A 16,524-nucleotide genomic window follows, 5' to 3' on the forward strand; every position below is an offset into this window, starting at 1 on the left:
CAAATCCGCCGCCATGAAGAAATCAGTATTACTTTCGCCGCTCGTCGCCTTGCTGCTCCTTGGCGCAGTCCTGCTGACAGGCTGCGGCTACGGCAGGAGATCGACCAAAATCTATCCCGACCGTGACCGCTTCGAGGTCATCGGGATCGACATCAGCGCCCACAACGGCGACATCGACTTCCGCAAGGTGGCAGCCGAAGGCATAGACTTCGCAATCATAAAAGCCACCGAAGGAGGCACTTTCAAAGACAAGAAATTCATTGACAACATCAGGCTTGCCCGCGAAGCAGGGCTGAAAACAGGCGCATATCACTTCTTCCGCTTCGACACTCCGGGCTACATGCAAGGGCTCAATTTCCTCAACTCCGTGCGCGGACGCCAGCTCGACCTCCCCCTCGTCATCGACCTCGAAGAGTGGGCAAACCCAAACAGCCAGCCAACAGCGATGGTGCTCAACCGCCTATCCGAGATGATAGATCATCTTGAAAGCCACGGCTACCGCGTGATGATCTACACCAACAAAAACGGCTTCGCCCGCTTCATCAAAGGCCGTCTCGAAGGCTACCCGCTATGGATCTGCTCGCTCGTCGACGAACCAAAAGACATGAAATGGCACCTCTGGCAGGGAACACACAACGGCTGGATCAACGGAATCAACGCCCCGGTCGACATCAACGCCTTCAAAGGCTCGCGCACCGACTGGGCTGTGTTTGCCTCCGGATGCATGACATCGGCAGCAGCCGACACACAATAATAGGCTAACAGCCACGTTTATATAAAGATATCCCATAGACCAATCAGATAACCCCGCAGATGAAACTCCGGTTACTCAGCATACTTACCGCCATCACATTCCTCTGTGCCTTTCCGGCCCGGATTCTCGGATTCAGCACCGACACCTACACGACATCGTCCGTCCTCTCGTCGGGCCGCTGGGTCAAGATGAGCGTCGAGACCTCTGGTCCGCACCTCATAACCACATCAACACTGCGCACCTTAGGCTTCACCAACCCTGAAAACGTGCGCGTCTACGGCTACGGCGGCCAACGCATCCCCGACCTCCTCAGCATCGACAACTACATTGATGACCTCCCGCTCGTGCGCAGCGAACTCACCTCAGCCGGCATAGTGTTCTACGCCGAAGGCCCCGTCACATGGACCCGCGAGCGCGACGACATCTTCACCCACTCCCTCAACCCCTACTCCACCCTCGGCTACTACTTCCTGAGCGACTCACGCCCGCAGGACGACCCCTCAATCCCCACCGAAGGCTCAGCCCCGCAGCCTGACGCCGCCACAACCTTCACCGAACGCCTCTACCACGAACTCGACCGCACAACACCCGCCGAAAGCGGCCACCAGCTCTTAGGCGAAGACTTCCGCTTCACCCCATCGCGCACCTTCAGCTTCCAGCTTCCGGGCCGAGTAGAGAACACCGACATCTGGATGCAATGCGAGTTCTACGGAAAATCTGTCAGCACCCCCATCAACCTTACCTTCACCGCCAACGGCCAGACCCTCCCGAAAGCCGCCGGCGACAAGGTCTCAGGCGTAAGCAACGACAACTGGGGCGACACATGCCGCGTGCGCAAACGCTTCACCATCAACGGCACCTCCCTTTCCTTAGGCATCGGCATCAGCATCAGCGGCGCCCTGCGCATAGCCAACCTCGACAAAATCAACCTCACCTACACCCGCCGCCTGGCCCTCCCAGCCTCAGGCCATCTCGTGTTCACCTCTGACAGCCGCTCGCTCCGCCTCGAAGGCACCTCGGCCGAGACACGCATCTGGGACGTCACAGACCCTCGCCGCCCCATAGCCATGCGCGCTACAGCCGACGGCAAAACCTCCGGCTGGACCAACGACTACAACGGCCTGCGCACCTACTGCGCCTGGACCTCCACCTCCTCTTTGCCCCAGCCGCGCCTCGTCCGCCATCTCGACAACCAGGATATCCATGCCGCCGAGACGCCTGACATGGTCATCATCACTCCGCCCCAGCTCCTCGGCCAAAGCAACCGCATAGCCGCCATCCACACCGCCGCTCCTGACAACATGAAAGTACTCATAGTCACTGACGAACAGGTCTTCAACGAGTTCGGTTCAGGCTGCGCCGACGTCAACGCCATGCGCCGCATGCTCAAAATGTTCTACGACCGCGGAAAAGCCACTCCCTCCGCCACTACTCTCAGATACGTCCTGCTCATGGGCGGCGCCACCCATGACCACCGCCGCCTCACGCCAGCCATGTCATCAAGCCCGGCTCTCACCCTCCCCATCTGGCAGTCGGAACACTGCGTCAACGAAAGCAACTCTTTCTGCTCCGACGACATTCTCACCTTCCTCGAAGACAACTCAGGTCTAAGCCTTGTCAACGCCACAAACAGCATAGCCGTGGGCCGCATACCCGCCCGATCTGCCCAATCGGCCGAAATATTTGTGCGGCGGCTTGAAAAATACGTCACGTCACCCGCCCAAAGCGAATGGCGCAACCGCATCATGATGTTTGCCGACGACGGCAACGGCGGCGACCACATGACCCAGACCAAAACAATGGAAGCCCGGATGCTATCCACCGAATCAGGCAGCGGCTTCACATTCAACAAAGTATTCATCGACGCCTACCGGCTCACCGACGGCACCTCCAAAGAAGCCTCTGACCGCATCTTCTCGCTGCTCGACGACGGCGTGATACTATGGTCATACATAGGCCACGGATCAATCAACTCCCTCTCAGGCGACGGCATATTCACCACCGCCAACCTCAACAGCCTCTACCTCCGCCAGCCACCCTTCTTCTACGCCGCCACCTGCACCTTCGCCCAATTTGACGGATCGGCCACCTGCGGCATGGAATCACTGCTGCTCACTGACAACGGCGGCATCATCGGCGGCCTCTGCGCCGTGCGCCCCGTCTACATAGCCCGCAACGGCGTACTCTCCGACAACTTCGGCAAAGTAGCCCTCACCCGCGACTCCGACGGGCGCTTCATACCTATGGGAGAAGTGGTACGCCAGGCCAAAAACATGACAGTCGATGAAAACATCCGCCGCTACGTCTTCTTCGGCGACCCGGCCCTGAGGCTCGCCACCCCCGTCAACACCGTGCGCCTCCTCTCGGTCGACGGCACGGAGGTCAGCGACGAATCCCGACCTGAGCTCAAAGCCCTCGGCCGCCCCGTGGTCAAAGGTGAGATCTGCGACCCCTCCGGCAAACGCATCGACAGCTTCAACGGCTGGCTATCACTGACACTCTTCGATGCCGAACACAGCCAGACCACCGAAGGACGCGGCAATGACGGCGAGTCAGTCACATTCGACGAAAAAGGCGAACGCCTCTTCTCAGGCCGCACCTCAGTCACCGACGGACTCTTCGAGATAACCATACCCATGCCCTCCGAAGTAGCCGAAAACTACCGCCCCGCCACCATGACCCTCTTTGCCGCCGCCGATGACGGCACCGAAGCCACCGGAGTGAGCCGCAACCTCTACGTCTACGGATTTGACTACGACGCCGAGACCGACAACGTGCCCCCCGTAATCGAATCGCTCTACCTCGACCACGAAAGCTTCCGCCCGTCTGACGTCGTAGGCGCCAACCCCGTACTGATAGCCCGCGTCAGAGACGACGTAGCCCTCAACATGTCAAACCTCGGCATAGGCCATCAGATGAGCCTACGCATCGACAACGACCTGAACCTCACTGACATTTCAAACGGCTACACCCCTGACATCGACGGCTCTCCCACAGGCTCCATCTTCTACCGCCTCCCCGAACTCAGCGCCGGAAACCACACCGCCACCCTCCGCATCTGGGACACAGCCGGAAACTCAGCCTCAGCCTCGATCGACTTCTTTGTAAACCCCGACCTTGCCCCCAGGATCTTCGACATCTACTCCGACGCCAACCCAGCCCTCACCCAGGCAAACTTCTACGTGACCCACAACCGCCCAGACGCCACACTCACAGTCCGCATCGAGGTCTACGACCTCAACGGCAAACTCCTCTGGGACTCCCAGACCACAGGCCGAGCCGACATGTATGCCTCAGCCCCCGTCACCTGGAACCTCACCGACCGCGCCGGATCGAAAGTAACCCGCGGCATCTACCTCTACAAGACCACCGTCACCACCGGCGGACAGTCATCCACAATGACCAAACGCATCGCCGTAGCCCCGCTCTGATCCGACCGATGAACATTTTACCCCTCTCAGGTTTTATAACAAGGTAAAACTCATACTTTACCAGATTATGAAAAAGCTATTTCTATCAGCCGCACTCGTAGCCACAGTCATGATGGTCAGCTGCAGTGCCGAAAAGAAAGCCCAGGACAAGGGTGAAGCCCTGAAGGCAAAAATCGAGAACTGCACCGATCCTGACAGCCTCAAGATCTACGTCCAGCAGGCCAAAGACTATGCCGACAAACTCATCAAAGACGGCAAAGACTCAGCCGCCGAAACCTTCCTCAGCGATGTGACCCCAGCTGTAAAGGCCAAAGATCCATCAGCAGTGCTGGGCCTCACAGCTCTTGACCTCAAGGCCAAAGCAGATTCCACATTCGAAGCAACCAAAGAATCAGCCAAAGAACTCGCCGACTCCACCTCAAAAGCCGTAAGCGACAAAGTCAGCTCAGCTAAAGAAGCCATCAGCGACGCAGCCGAACAGACCAAGGAAAAAGCAGCCTCCGCAGTTGAAAGCGCCAAAGAAAAAACCGCCGACGCCGCCCAGGCCGGCGCCGACAAAGTCAAGGAACTCATGGGCAAATAACACCCGCCCCACTGACTTATCAACATCAGTTATTAACATCGGGCCATCCGCCACCACGCCGACAACCAACGGCATATCAGACGGATAGCCCGATTGCTTTATATCCTCCCCCTCAGGTTTTCAACATTATTCACAGCTGTGTTCAAAACTTGTTGACAACTATGTTAATAACTGTGTTGAAAACTTTTTCAATATTTTTTCGGAAAAAATTTGGTGGTTTAAAATAAAAGGCCTAATTTTGCACTCACAAAACGGCTCCTTAGCTCAACTGAATAGAGCATCTGACTACGGATCAGAAGGTTACAGGTTTGAATCCTGTAGGAGTCACTAAAAAGCAGCTCCGGTACCAGGTCAGGTATCGGAGCTGCTTTTTTCATCTTCTCGGCCCGGCCTACCTGGCACGCTTCAGATGGCCGACCGATTCACGCAACTTCTCGATCTCACAGAGAGCTGCGGCAGCCACAGCAAGAGTGGCAACCTGCAGAGTCGCATGAATAATACAATGGACGATGTGGCGACGGCGACATTTCGCACGTTCTTCCGGATGGTCATGTTTAAGAAATTCCATAGTCAGGTGTGTGTTTAATTATTATTATCTATAGTAAAACTCCGTCTTCTGACAGAATCAAAACGCCCCCGCCCCGCCGATAGTTTCCGCATTTAACCCTATTTAGATTTTGTTAAGCAGCAAATTTGTCTGAATGTCTTTCATCCTCGGCACCGTAACACCCCCAAAAAAACAAAAGGCTGTCATCACGACAGCCTCTTTGCTCTTTAACCTTAAATCTAATACCATGAAAACACAGTGCAAATATAGTAACTATGTCTTTATAACCGCCGTGCTGGAGGAAAGTTCACACACCCTCTGTATTTAACACTTATTAACACCACACTCCCCGAAAATGTCGTACCTTAGCATCTTGAAAAGCGGGCCCACCCCCTCCTCAAGCCCCGCATCCGCATACATATATTACACTAACCGCCATAGACCCTGACCATAGACAATGAGTACACGCCTTTTAGTAATCGACGACGAAGAATCAATCTGCGAAATCCTGAAATATAACCTTGAGAAAGGAGGCTATCATGTCGACATGGCATTCAGCGCCGAAGAAGCGCTCGAAATGGACCTCACGCCCTACGATCTCTTCATTGTCGACATCATGATGGAGCGGCTGAGCGGATTCGACTTCGCCAAACGCCTGCGCAACTCATCGGCAACAGAAGAAACCCCAATCATCTTCTGCTCAGCCCTCAACGGAGAAGACGACACCGTCATGGGCCTCAACATCGGAGCCGACGACTACATCACCAAGCCCTTCAAGATCAGCGAAATGACAGCTAGAGTCAACGCCGTCCTCCGCCGCACCCAGATAGCACGCCGCGCACGCGAAGCCGCAGCCGCCACCATAGCCGGCGACAGCGCGCTCGAACCGCAGATCGCCTACCAGGGCCTGCGCATCGACCCCAACGACAAAATCTGCAGCCTCGACGGCGAAAAAATAGCCCTTACAAAAACCGAACTTGAGATCCTCGCCTTCTTCCTCACCCACCGCAACCGCATCTACTCACGCGAAGAAATCATACGCCACGTCTGGGCCGACGACGTCGTAGTCACAAACCGAACCATCGACACAAACATCACACGTCTTAGAAAAAAAATCGGCCGCTACGGCAACAACATCGAAACCAGACTCGGATTCGGCTACGGCTTTAAAGAAAAAGACTAAAGAGCGTTTCACAACAATACCCACCCCCCGGCCTCACAGTTGTTATGAAACACCAGCTCAGTTATCAATGGCGACTATTTCTGCCGCTCGCAACCATACTCTGCATAGTATTCGGCCTCATAATATACTACCAATACAAACGCGAGGCCGACTACCGCGCACAGATATTCGGCTCCGAACTGGAAATGATCGACAACCGCATCCTCAACGCCTACGATGAAGACGTAAACCTCCGCACCTTCCTCAACTTCATCCAGAAATTCTTCAAAGGATCAGTCTTTGAAGGCGTCAGAGTCAGCGTCTACTTCGACGGGCAGCTCCAATACTCTCTCGGAACACCCATCCCCATCGACAACGACGGCCTGACTCTCAGGGGCTACGGGCTCGACAACAGCCCAACCGAAGGAAGCGAACGCAAAATCATAGCCGGACGCACCGTCGGAAGCGACGAAGACGGAAACTGCTATCTCTTCTCAAAGACAAAAAGCTCAGACGGGCGCGTAACCGTCCGCACAGCCATGCCATACAGCGACAACGTCCATGACGCAATCGACGTCGACACCACAGTATGGCTCGTCATAATCGGCTGCCTACTGACCACCCTCCTCGTAACCTACTACTTCACCAGCATCCTCTCGCGCAACGTAGTCCTGCTCAAAGACTTCGCCTACCGCGCCACGACCGGCGGACGCTTCTCAGGCGAAGACAAATTTCCCCGCAACGAACTCGGCGAAATCTCACGCGAAATCATCAAGCTCTACCGCGAACGCCTCAAAGCAATGGAACTCATCAAAAAAGAACGCAAGATAGCCATCAACGCCATAGAGGAAAAAGTCAAAATCACACGCCAGCTCACCAACAACATCAACCACGAAATCAAAACCCCGGTCGGCATCATCCGAGGCTACCTCGAATCAATCATAGCCGATCCCGAAATGGACACCGCAACCCGCAACCGCTTCCTCGACAGAATGCTCATGAACGTCGAGCGCCTCACCGACCTGCTCAACGACGTTTCAACAATGACACGCCTCGAAAACGGAGCCGACATGATAGCCGTCGAAAAAATCGACATGCACGACCTCGTCTACCAGATCGAAAGCGACCTCCCGGCCAACAACCTCTCCGGAAACCTCGAATTCTCCTTCGACATACCCTTCGAATGCAACGTCTCCGGAAACTACAACCTCATCCAAGGCATGATATGCGGACTCATACGCAACGCCGCACTCCACTCCGGAGGCACAGAGATAGGACTCCGCATGATATCCGAAAACAAACGCTTCTACGTATTCTCCTTCTACGACAACGGCAACGGAGTCAGCTCCGAACACATCCCCCACCTCTTCGAACGCTTCTACCGGGTCGACACCGGACGCTCCCGCAAAATGGGCGGAACAGGTCTCGGCCTCCCCATCGTCAAAAGCACCATAATCTCCCTCGGAGGCACAATCTCAGTCCACAACCGCTCCACCGGAGGCCTCGAATTCATCTTCACCCTCCCCAAATGGACCGAAGAAAACTAACCCCGCCCCGCACGGCATTCATACTGAAAGGCCCCCGCACACACCCGCCCCAGTGATGTCCGCCAACATCCCGCACGGCTGATGTCCGCCAGGACATCGGTTTACTCATAGCCCCGACACCAAAGCGCGCAGCGCAAAGGTGTCGGGGGGATAAAACATTTCCCTAAAAATGGTGTCTGGCGAGGACACCGATTTACCATCACGCAAGGCCCACACACAGAAAGACCCCGCACACACCGGAAAGACAGACCGACAATCACCCAAGAAACCGCCCAAGATCAAAATACTTGAAAAGCGCCCTCCACTGACAGTCATAACCGTCAGACCCGCTATTGACCTCATGAAGCGTACGGCTCACATCAGACCGCGAATTCACAAGACTCGCCCTATTGCCACCGCCATAACACTTCGTCACCGGAGTACCCCGCAGCAGACTCATAGCCTTAAACCAGAAATCATCCGTAGTAGGGCAAAGCGCCATAAAAACCTCCTCATCAAACACCCGCCCGTCAAGCGACTCAGGCGGATAAAGCACACCCCTCACACCCTCAGGCTGAAGCCACATCGAAGGCTCACACCCATTCTCAGCCAGCCCCCAGTCCACAAACGGCAACCTCAGACCACCATCAGCAGCAACCTCCATCACACGGCAACGCGGAGCCACAACCGCACCCGGACAAACAAGATGCCCGTTCACAAGAGTCGAAACAAAATCGAAATCATACAGAATATCATCATCCACCGTAATCACCGTAGCCCCCGGAAAATCACGCAACGCAGGCAGCAGCTTCGTATAAGGCCCGATATCACGCACAAACCTGATTTCAAGCCCCCTCCGCTCAAGCAACCTCAGCGAACCCGGAATCCGGCCCGGCCCCTCGAACTCATGCCCAAGATAGAGCACAATACGGTTAGGCCTCACCGTCTGCTCCATAATAGACTCCACCGTAAGAGCCACACCGTGGATACGCTGCCCGAAAGTCGAAAGCGACACGACAAGCTCCTCTCCGCAGCAACGCTCCGAAGTAACCCCAGGATCAGAACGGTAAAGAAGATTCTGAATCAGAAGAGGCGCAATATGATTTTCTTTGACTGACTGCTTCAGACCCGACATCTGCCAGTCAATATACTCTTTGTCGGGATAAGAAAGCAGCAGCCCTTTCAATTTTCCAAAAAAGCTGGTCATAAGCAGATGTGTGTGTGTTGGTCGCCACAAAAATACACAAAAACACAAAAAACCACAAATTTTCAGCCCCGTCACTCGCAGCCCGGACATAATCACAGCCACCAACACACCACATATCAGCAAACTACCCCTCCCGGCCCGACAGACAACCGAACATTTATTTTGTAAATAAATAAAAATAATGTAAATTTGCGTTTGAATAGGCATACATCTCTATTTCCTCCAGAAACCAGACTCGTTGCCCGTCATAAATATTGCTGATTCATAGAAATAAATTCACTTTTTTCAATCGTCTACATTCTTTTATCTTTTAATACTCTTTATCAAGCTCCGGAATTATGGGATATTGGCCAATTAACTTGTTGTGCATATTCATTTTGTGCGTACTCCTTGCAGGTTTTCTTATACCGCAGATACTCCTGATTGCCTTCCGCCGCAATCTCTTTGACGAAGTCAACGAACGCAAGATCCACAAAGGACTCGTCCCCCGCCTCGGCGGCATCGCCTTTGTGCCCGTAATCTTCACCTCCATCGCAGTAGCCCTTGTCACAAACATCCAGCTCGGATTTGACAACATCTCCCAAGCCTTCGCCGACTCAGTACTCCCCTTCATCTCAACCTTCATCGCACTCGAACTCCTCTACCTCGTCGGAATGGCCGACGACCTCATCGGCATCAAATACCGCGCAAAATTCGTAGTCCAGATCATCTGCGCAGCCTTCCTGATAAGCAGCGGAGTCTGGTTCTCAGACCTCGCCGGAGTCCTCGGAATCGAAAGCGTATCACCCTGGTTCGGCTACCCCTTCACCCTCATCGTAATCGTCTTCCTAATCAACGCCATCAACCTCATCGACGGCATCGACGGCCTCGCATCAGGCCTCAGCTCAATAGCATGCGTCATCTACGGATTCTCATTCTACCTCCTCGGCGACTACGCACTCTCAGTCATCAGCTTCGCCACACTCGGAGTCCTCGTACCCTTCTACTATTACAACGTATTCGGCGACGCAAACAAACACAAAAAAATATTCATGGGCGACACCGGATCGCTCACCATCGGACTGATCCTCGCCGTCCTCGGCACCATCCTCTTCATCCACCCCGACTCAGCCAAAATATCCATCAGCACACCCATCCTCGCCTTCTCACCCCTGATCGTACCCTGCTTCGACGTAATCCGCGTCTATATGCTGCGCATCCGCCAGCACCACAGCCCTTTCCTCCCCGACAAAAACCACATCCACCACAAAATCCTTGCCGCCGGAATGAAACCCCGTGCAGCAATGATAACCATCGTAAGCGTATCGCTCATGTTCACCGTCATTAACGTAACGCTGTCAAGCCTCCTCAGCGTCAACATAAACATCATCATCATCCTCGACATACTCCTCTGGGGACTCTCGAACATCTATCTCTCCAGACTCATCAAAAAACGCAACGTCACCGCCTGAACCGGCCCCACAGACACCACCCGCACCCCGCCGCCACATTATTCCAGCCCGCGCCATTACCCTTTTTCAGAGCAAAATTGTTATCTTTGTGGAATCATCAGTTCCACAAAGACACATAACACCCCGAATCTCATGATCGACAACATACTCAATGAGCAGATCAACGAACGCGCAGTGCTGGTAGGCCTCATCACCGAACAGCAGAACGAAGCAAAATCGCGCGAATACCTCGACGAACTCGCCTTCCTCGCCGACACCGCAGGAGCCGAGACAGTCCACACATTCATGCAGCGCCTCCCATACCCCAACCCACGGACATTCGTAGGAAAAGGCAAACTCGAAGAAATCCGCGCATTCATCGAAGACAACGACATCAGCATGGCCATCTTCGACGACGACCTCTCATCAAAACAAGTCCTCAACATCGAGCGCGAACTCAAAGTAAAAATCCTCGACCGCACAAGCCTCATCCTCGACATCTTCGCAAAACGCGCCCGCACAGCCAACGCCAAAACCCAGGTAGAACTCGCACAATACCAATACCTCCTCCCACGCCTCACCCGAATGTGGACCCACCTCGAACGCCAGCGAGGCGGCATCGGTATGCGCGGACCCGGCGAAACACAGATCGAAACCGACCGACGCATCATCCTCACCAAAATCTCACTCCTCAAAGAAGAACTCCGCAACATCGACAAACAGAAAGCCGTACAGCGCAAAAACCGAGGAAAACTAACACGCGTAGCACTCGTAGGCTACACCAACGCCGGCAAATCAACCCTCATGAACCTCCTCAGCAAAAGCGACGTATTTGCCGAAAACAAACTCTTCGCCACACTTGACACAACCGTACGCAAAGTAATCATCGACAACCTCCCCTTCCTCCTCACAGACACCGTAGGATTCATCCGCAAACTCCCCACACACCTGGTCGACTCATTCAAATCAACCCTCGACGAAGTCCGCGAAGCCGACCTCCTCGTCCACGTAGTAGACATCTCACACCCAAACTTCGAAGAACAGATCGAAGTTGTCGACAAAACACTCCGCGAAGTCTGCAACGGAGCCGACAAACCCATGATAATGGTATTCAACAAAATCGACGCATTCACCTACACACCCAAAGACGAAAACGACCTCACACCGCAGACACGCGAAAACATCTCACTCGACGAGCTCAAACGCATGTGGATGTCACGTCTGCCCCACGACTGCGTCTTCATCTCAGCACGCACCGGAGCCAACATCGACGAACTCAAAAACATGCTCTACCAGCGCGCAAAAGAAATACACCTCACCCGCTTCCCCTACAACGACTTCCTCTTCCAGAAATACGACGACGAAGACCAATACCCCGAAACCTGACCCCGCCACACACCGGCACCCCGCCGAAACCCCACACCGCAGATGTCCGCAAAACATCCCCCGCGCGCACCCCGCCCGTGATGTCCGTCAGGACATCGGTTTACTCATAGCCCCCGACACCGAAGCGCGCAGCGCAAAGGTGTCGGGGGTAAAAAATTTCCCTAAAAATGGTGTCCGACAAAGGACACCGATTTACCAACCCGCATGGCCCCTATATCATCCCCGCCCCTTAAGCGCAAAAAACCTCCAGAGCGGCGCCGCCATAAGCGCCTGCTTAAGATCATCATTAACAAGCATATCCCACACCTGCTCCTCATCGAGAATCTCAACCCTCACATCCTCCGTCTCATCCAGATGCTGCTCCGCAACCCGCACCACACCACGGGCCACAAAACTATAGCTCAGATTATTCTGGCTCCCCGGATTCGCACAAAGCACCGACAACAGCTCCCACTCACCGCCACCGAAACCCGTCTCCTCCAGAAGCTCACGCCGCGCAGCCTCCAGAGGCACCTCACCCTCCTCAGCCACACCCGCGCAAAGCTCCGTAGCCACAATCCCAAGACCGTGGCGATACTGCTTCACCATCACAAACTTACCCTCAGGAGTCAGCGCAATCACATTAACCCACGTAGGATACTCAAGCACATAATACTCCGGATGCACAGTCCCGTCAGGCAGACGCACCTTATCGCGTCTCACCGTAAGCCACGGCCGGCGGTGGAGATACTCACTCTCAAGCACCTCCCACTTCATTGAATCATCATTACTCTTACAATCCATAATCGTATATATTATATATTTATAAATCACTTATCCTTCTGCCTCAGCAGATAATCGCTGATCGCCAGAGCCACACCCGGAAGCCCAGGAGGCATCTCGTCAGCAAGAATCGTATACATCTCCTCCGGATTCTCCTTAGCCACAGCCATCACACGCAGATACTGCTCGCGGGTGATCACTGACGAAAAATCCGACAGCTTCCCGTCACGGATCAGACCCGCGATATGGCCATAGACCGTCCGCTCCTTGATCCCCTTCGTCGCCGCGATCTCACCCACATCATAGCCCGCATTCAGCAGCAGCAGAGTCTCCTCATGCGAAAGCCCAGTGCCAAGCGGCTCCGCAACACCCTTGAACTTCCTTATCGCAGTAACAAACGGCTTCCAATAGCGGATTGTTTTCTTCTCGCCTACACCCTCCACCTTCGAGAAAGCCTCCATATCCGTAGGCTCCACACGCACCAGCTCAAGCAGCACCTTGTCTGACAGCACAATATAAGGCGGCACCTGCTCCTTCCGCGCCAGCTTCTGCCTAACCTCCTTCAGCTGAGCAAGCAGACGCTCCGCAGGCTTCAGCTCCGTAAACTCCTCCTCCACAGCCACACGCCTGCGGCCGCCCTTGAGCCGTTCAGGCTCCTTATACCGCGCAAGAGTCACCTCACGCCGCTCCCGCAGCACCTCAGCGCCATATTGCGTCACCTTCAGATGATTACTCTCATTATAGGCAATATCCACCAGTCCTAACTGAATCAGCTGCGAAAGATAACAGTTCCACTCCGCATATGACAGATCGCGCCCCGCACCGTAAGTCTTTATCAAATGAAAACCGCGCAGCATCAGATCCTGGCGCGCAGCCCCGCGGAGAATATCGATAAGCATCGAAAAACCCGCCTGCCCCTCCGTCCGGATAATAGCGCTCATAGCCTTCTGGGCAATAACAGTCCCGTCCATCCGCTCCGGCGGATTCAGACACACATCGCAATTGCCGCAGTCATGATCCATCGTCTCGTTGAAATAGCTCAGCAGAATCCTGCGCCGGCACAGCGAAGCCTCCGCAAACTCACGCATCCGCTTAAGCTTCTCCGCATTGATGCTCTGCTGCCCGCTCTCGTCGACGAACGACTGCAGCGTGATTATGTCCGAATAGGAATAAAACATCACAGCCTCAGCCTTCACCCCGTCGCGGCCCGCACGCCCGATCTCCTGATAATAGCTCTCAATGTTGCGCGGCATATTGTTGTGAACCACCCAGCGGATATTACTCTTGTCGATACCCATACCGAAAGCCACCGTGGCACACACCACCTGCACATCGCCGTTGATAAACTTCTCCTGAGCCAGATTGCGCTCCGCCACAGGCAGACCCGCATGATAGACCACCGAACGGTAGCCCAGAGCCCGCAGATCATCGTTCATCGACTCCGCCGCCTTACGGCTGATGCAATAGACAATACCCGCGTCATGGCGGTAACGCTCTATGAGAGTCGAGATATAGCGAATCCGCTCCTTCTTCCCCGGATTGTTCCTCACGCGCAGCGAAATATTCGGCCTGTCAAACGACCCTAAGAACAGCTGCGGATTCCTCAGCGCAAGCTGCGTGGCGATATCGTCGCGCGTCAGGCGGTCAGCAGTCGCAGTCAGCGCCATCACAGGCACATGCGGAAAAAGCTCCTTGATCCGCGACAGCCGCGTATAGTCCGGACGGAAATCATGGCCCCACTGCGAAATGCAGTGAGCCTCATCGATAGCGATCAGACTCACAGGCAGATCCCTCGACCAGCGGTCGATCTCCATCAGCAGACGCTCAGGCGAAATATAGACGATCTTGATGCGCCCGCTGAAAAGCTGCTCCAGAATGTGGCGGTTCTCCTCATCGGTCTGCATCGAATTGACAGCCGCAGCCGGAATCCCGTTTGATCTCAGAGCCGTCACCTGATCCTTCATCAGCGCGATCAGCGGCGACACAACAATCGTGATACCACCCTCCGACATCAGAGCCGGAATCTGATAGCAGATCGACTTACCGCCGCCCGTAGGCATAAGCACCACACTGTCGCGCCCCTCCACAGCCGAACTGATAATGTCAAGCTGCAGCGGACGGAAACTGCTGTAACCGTAAAATCTTCTCAGCAGAGCCTCGGCCCTCTCCCTGATCTCCTCTCTGTTATCCATTGGAACTCTGTAAAATCCTTCTGTATGTATATGTGTGTATCAGTCTTGTCAGAACGCACCGTCCTCGCCGCGCAGAGCATTGATCACAGTGCGCACAATTATCTTCATGTCAAGCATAAAAGTCCAGTGCTCTATATACCAGATATCATTCTCCACCCTCTTCTCCATCTGCCACAGCTCCTCGGTCTGACCGCGGAAACCGCGCACCTGCGCCCAGCCGGTGATCCCAGGCTTGATCAGATGACGCACCATATACTGATCTATCAGACGGCGGTAATCCTCCGTATGCTTCAGCATATGCGGACGCGGACCGACAATCGACATATCACCCTTGAACACATTGATAAACTGCGGAAGCTCATCAATGCTCGTGCGCCTCAGAAACTCCCCAAGGCGCGTCTTACGCGGATCATTTCTGGTAGCCTGCACCGTATCCGCGTCATTATTGACATGCATCGTGCGGAACTTCCAGCACAGAAAATCACGCCCTCGGTAGCCCGTGCGCACCTGCTTGAAAAACACAGGACCCGGCGAACTCAGCTTCACCGCAACGGCCACCGGAATGAAAATCAAAGGCGAGAACAGCAGGAAAAGCCCGGAGAAAACAATATCGAAAGTCCGCTTCATCACCCGGTTCACCCCGCGCTCAAGCGGATTGTGGCGCACCTCAAGCACAGGCATCTGCCCTATGGCGTCAAGGCGGAAACGGCGGGTCAGATAAGGCGAGATCTGCGGCACATAATGAAACTTGATCATCAGCTTCTCGCACAGACCCGAAACCAGCTGCACCGCCTCACTGTTCTCGCCCGAAAGCGTATAGAAAATCTCATCAGTAGCCTCACGGATCACAAACTCCTCCAGATCAGCTAAATTTCCCGCATACAGATTCTTATAGCGGAAATCTGGCGGACAGTATATATCGAAAAATCCCTGGCATAGATAGCCGAAACCCGGATCGAGGCGCATCTCCGTCAGAAGCCTCTCGGCAGTCGGACGGCATCCCACAATCACTATGCGGCTGAAACTCCGCCCGCTCCTGCGGTATGTCTTGAGCAGATAATGCGCGCTGCCCCACCACAGCATCAGCAGCGGCGTGAACAGCCCGTAGAGCTCCACGAAAGTCATCAGCGGCAACGGCTCCTGACCCATCAGATAGAGCAGAAAGATAAACAGCAGAGCCTGGCAGAGCGCCCCGCGGAGCGTCAGCAGCAGCAGGCGGTCCATCTGCAGCGCCCTGATCTTGTGGATGCGCCCCTGATAGCGCGCCACAGGCACATAGGCCAGATTCAGAAGCAGCCAGACGAGACGCCCGTGAAGCACCTCCACGTCAGGATTCATCATCGTCACGCCGAAAAAGACCGCGTTGAGTATAACGAAGTCCACGGCTATGAGTATCTTTCGATAGTAACGGTTGTAGCGGCCTGTCGGCCTGTTGATTTTCGGTTCCGGTCCAGTCATTCTTTAACAAGGCCTCGCCGGCGGCAGGCCCTCGGAGTGTGGTCTCATGATATTTGCCCCGCAGGGACGCCCCCCACAGAGGCCTC

The 16,524-nt window shown here is 54.7% G+C and carries 12 protein-coding genes and 1 tRNA gene; 8 read left to right on the plus strand and 5 right to left on the minus strand.

The genetic code is table 11. The features are described 5' to 3' along the window. The first annotated feature begins 13 nt into the window (after positions 1 to 13). The 4 genes from C5O23_RS07590 (at position 14) to C5O23_RS07605 (ending at position 5,095) form a co-directional block, all read left to right on the plus strand. Positions 14 to 754, plus strand: coding sequence for a glycoside hydrolase family 25 protein (locus C5O23_RS07590; RefSeq protein WP_107032346.1), 741 nt, complete (start codon positions 14 to 16; stop codon positions 752 to 754). 59 nt (positions 755 to 813) lie between these two features. After that, positions 814 to 4,185 (plus strand): type IX secretion system sortase PorU, encoded by a 3,372-nt coding sequence (gene porU / locus C5O23_RS07595; protein WP_107032347.1) that lies wholly within the window; start codon positions 814 to 816, stop codon positions 4,183 to 4,185. 67 nt (positions 4,186 to 4,252) lie between these two features. Beyond that, complete coding sequence (locus C5O23_RS07600; RefSeq protein WP_107032348.1) at positions 4,253 to 4,768, plus strand: hypothetical protein; 516 nt, start codon at positions 4,253 to 4,255, stop codon at positions 4,766 to 4,768. 253 nt (positions 4,769 to 5,021) lie between these two features. Next, positions 5,022 to 5,095, plus strand: a tRNA-Arg gene (locus C5O23_RS07605). A 64-nt stretch (positions 5,096 to 5,159) separates the two neighbouring features. On the opposite strand, the gene C5O23_RS14295 is transcribed toward C5O23_RS07605, so the two are convergent. After that, positions 5,160 to 5,336 carry a hypothetical protein gene (locus C5O23_RS14295; RefSeq protein WP_160630155.1) on the minus strand — a complete coding sequence of 59 codons (177 nt, stop codon included), beginning with the start codon at positions 5,334 to 5,336 and terminating at the stop codon, positions 5,160 to 5,162. A gap of 436 nt (positions 5,337 to 5,772) precedes the next feature. Between C5O23_RS14295 and C5O23_RS07610 the strand changes: the two genes are divergently transcribed. Continuing rightward, a complete protein-coding gene (locus tag C5O23_RS07610) occupies positions 5,773 to 6,498 on the plus strand; it encodes a response regulator transcription factor (protein ID WP_107032349.1) in 726 nt (241 codons plus the stop codon). 44 nt (positions 6,499 to 6,542) lie between these two features. After that, positions 6,543 to 8,024 carry a sensor histidine kinase gene (locus tag C5O23_RS07615; protein WP_107032350.1) on the plus strand — a complete coding sequence of 494 codons (1,482 nt, stop codon included), beginning with the start codon at positions 6,543 to 6,545 and terminating at the stop codon, positions 8,022 to 8,024. Between the two features lie 256 nt (positions 8,025 to 8,280). Here the strand turns inward: C5O23_RS07615 and C5O23_RS07620 are convergent, their stop codons facing one another. Next, positions 8,281 to 9,210, minus strand: coding sequence for a hypothetical protein (locus tag C5O23_RS07620; protein WP_107032351.1), 930 nt, complete (start codon positions 9,208 to 9,210; stop codon positions 8,281 to 8,283). Between the two features lie 377 nt (positions 9,211 to 9,587). Here C5O23_RS07620 and C5O23_RS07625 point away from each other — a divergent pair, with 377 nt between their 5' ends. Together C5O23_RS07625 and hflX are read left to right on the plus strand one after the other, a co-directional pair. After that, positions 9,588 to 10,661 (plus strand): MraY family glycosyltransferase, encoded by a 1,074-nt coding sequence (locus C5O23_RS07625; RefSeq protein WP_240597733.1) that lies wholly within the window; start codon positions 9,588 to 9,590, stop codon positions 10,659 to 10,661. Between the two features lie 132 nt (positions 10,662 to 10,793). Beyond that, complete coding sequence (hflX, locus tag C5O23_RS07630) at positions 10,794 to 12,026, plus strand: GTPase HflX (RefSeq protein WP_107032353.1); 1,233 nt, start codon at positions 10,794 to 10,796, stop codon at positions 12,024 to 12,026. A gap of 216 nt (positions 12,027 to 12,242) precedes the next feature. On the opposite strand, the gene C5O23_RS07635 is transcribed toward hflX, so the two are convergent. The 3 genes from C5O23_RS07635 to C5O23_RS07645 are packed head-to-tail and all read right to left on the minus strand — an operon-like array spanning position 12,243 to position 16,438. Next, on the minus strand, positions 12,243 to 12,809 hold the full coding sequence (locus tag C5O23_RS07635; protein ID WP_240597734.1) for an NUDIX hydrolase: 567 nt from the start codon (positions 12,807 to 12,809) through the stop codon (positions 12,243 to 12,245). 26 nt (positions 12,810 to 12,835) lie between these two features. Further along, a complete protein-coding gene (gene recQ, locus C5O23_RS07640; protein ID WP_107032354.1) occupies positions 12,836 to 14,980 on the minus strand; it encodes a DNA helicase RecQ in 2,145 nt (714 codons plus the stop codon). Positions 14,981 to 15,028: 48 nt separating this feature from the next. Continuing rightward, positions 15,029 to 16,438: an undecaprenyl-phosphate glucose phosphotransferase gene (locus C5O23_RS07645; RefSeq protein ID WP_107032355.1), complete on the minus strand. Its 1,410-nt coding sequence runs from the start codon at positions 16,436 to 16,438 to the stop codon at positions 15,029 to 15,031. Between the last annotated feature and the right edge of the window lie 86 nt (positions 16,439 to 16,524).

Source organism: Duncaniella muris, from assembly GCF_003024805.1.
GTDB classification, from domain to species: Bacteria; Bacteroidota; Bacteroidia; order Bacteroidales; family Muribaculaceae; genus Duncaniella; species Duncaniella muris.

Bases quoted from the DNA above. Each gene is read 5' to 3' on its own strand.
- C5O23_RS07590 (WP_107032346.1), top strand. From the start codon at position 14: ATGAAGAAATCAGTATTACTTTCGCCGCTCGTCGCCTTGCTGCTCCTT.
- porU (WP_107032347.1), top strand. From the start codon at position 814: ATGAAACTCCGGTTACTCAGCATACTTACCGCCATCACATTCCTCTGT.
- C5O23_RS07600 (WP_107032348.1), top strand. From the start codon at position 4,253: ATGAAAAAGCTATTTCTATCAGCCGCACTCGTAGCCACAGTCATGATG.
- C5O23_RS14295 (WP_160630155.1), bottom strand. From the start codon at position 5,336: ATGGAATTTCTTAAACATGACCATCCGGAAGAACGTGCGAAATGTCGC.
- C5O23_RS07610 (WP_107032349.1), top strand. From the start codon at position 5,773: ATGAGTACACGCCTTTTAGTAATCGACGACGAAGAATCAATCTGCGAA.
- C5O23_RS07615 (WP_107032350.1), top strand. From the start codon at position 6,543: ATGAAACACCAGCTCAGTTATCAATGGCGACTATTTCTGCCGCTCGCA.
- C5O23_RS07620 (WP_107032351.1), bottom strand. From the start codon at position 9,210: ATGACCAGCTTTTTTGGAAAATTGAAAGGGCTGCTGCTTTCTTATCCC.
- hflX (WP_107032353.1), top strand. From the start codon at position 10,794: ATGATCGACAACATACTCAATGAGCAGATCAACGAACGCGCAGTGCTG.
- C5O23_RS07635 (WP_240597734.1), bottom strand. From the start codon at position 12,809: ATGGATTGTAAGAGTAATGATGATTCAATGAAGTGGGAGGTGCTTGAG.
- recQ (WP_107032354.1), bottom strand. From the start codon at position 14,980: ATGGATAACAGAGAGGAGATCAGGGAGAGGGCCGAGGCTCTGCTGAGA.
- C5O23_RS07645 (WP_107032355.1), bottom strand. From the start codon at position 16,438: ATGACTGGACCGGAACCGAAAATCAACAGGCCGACAGGCCGCTACAAC.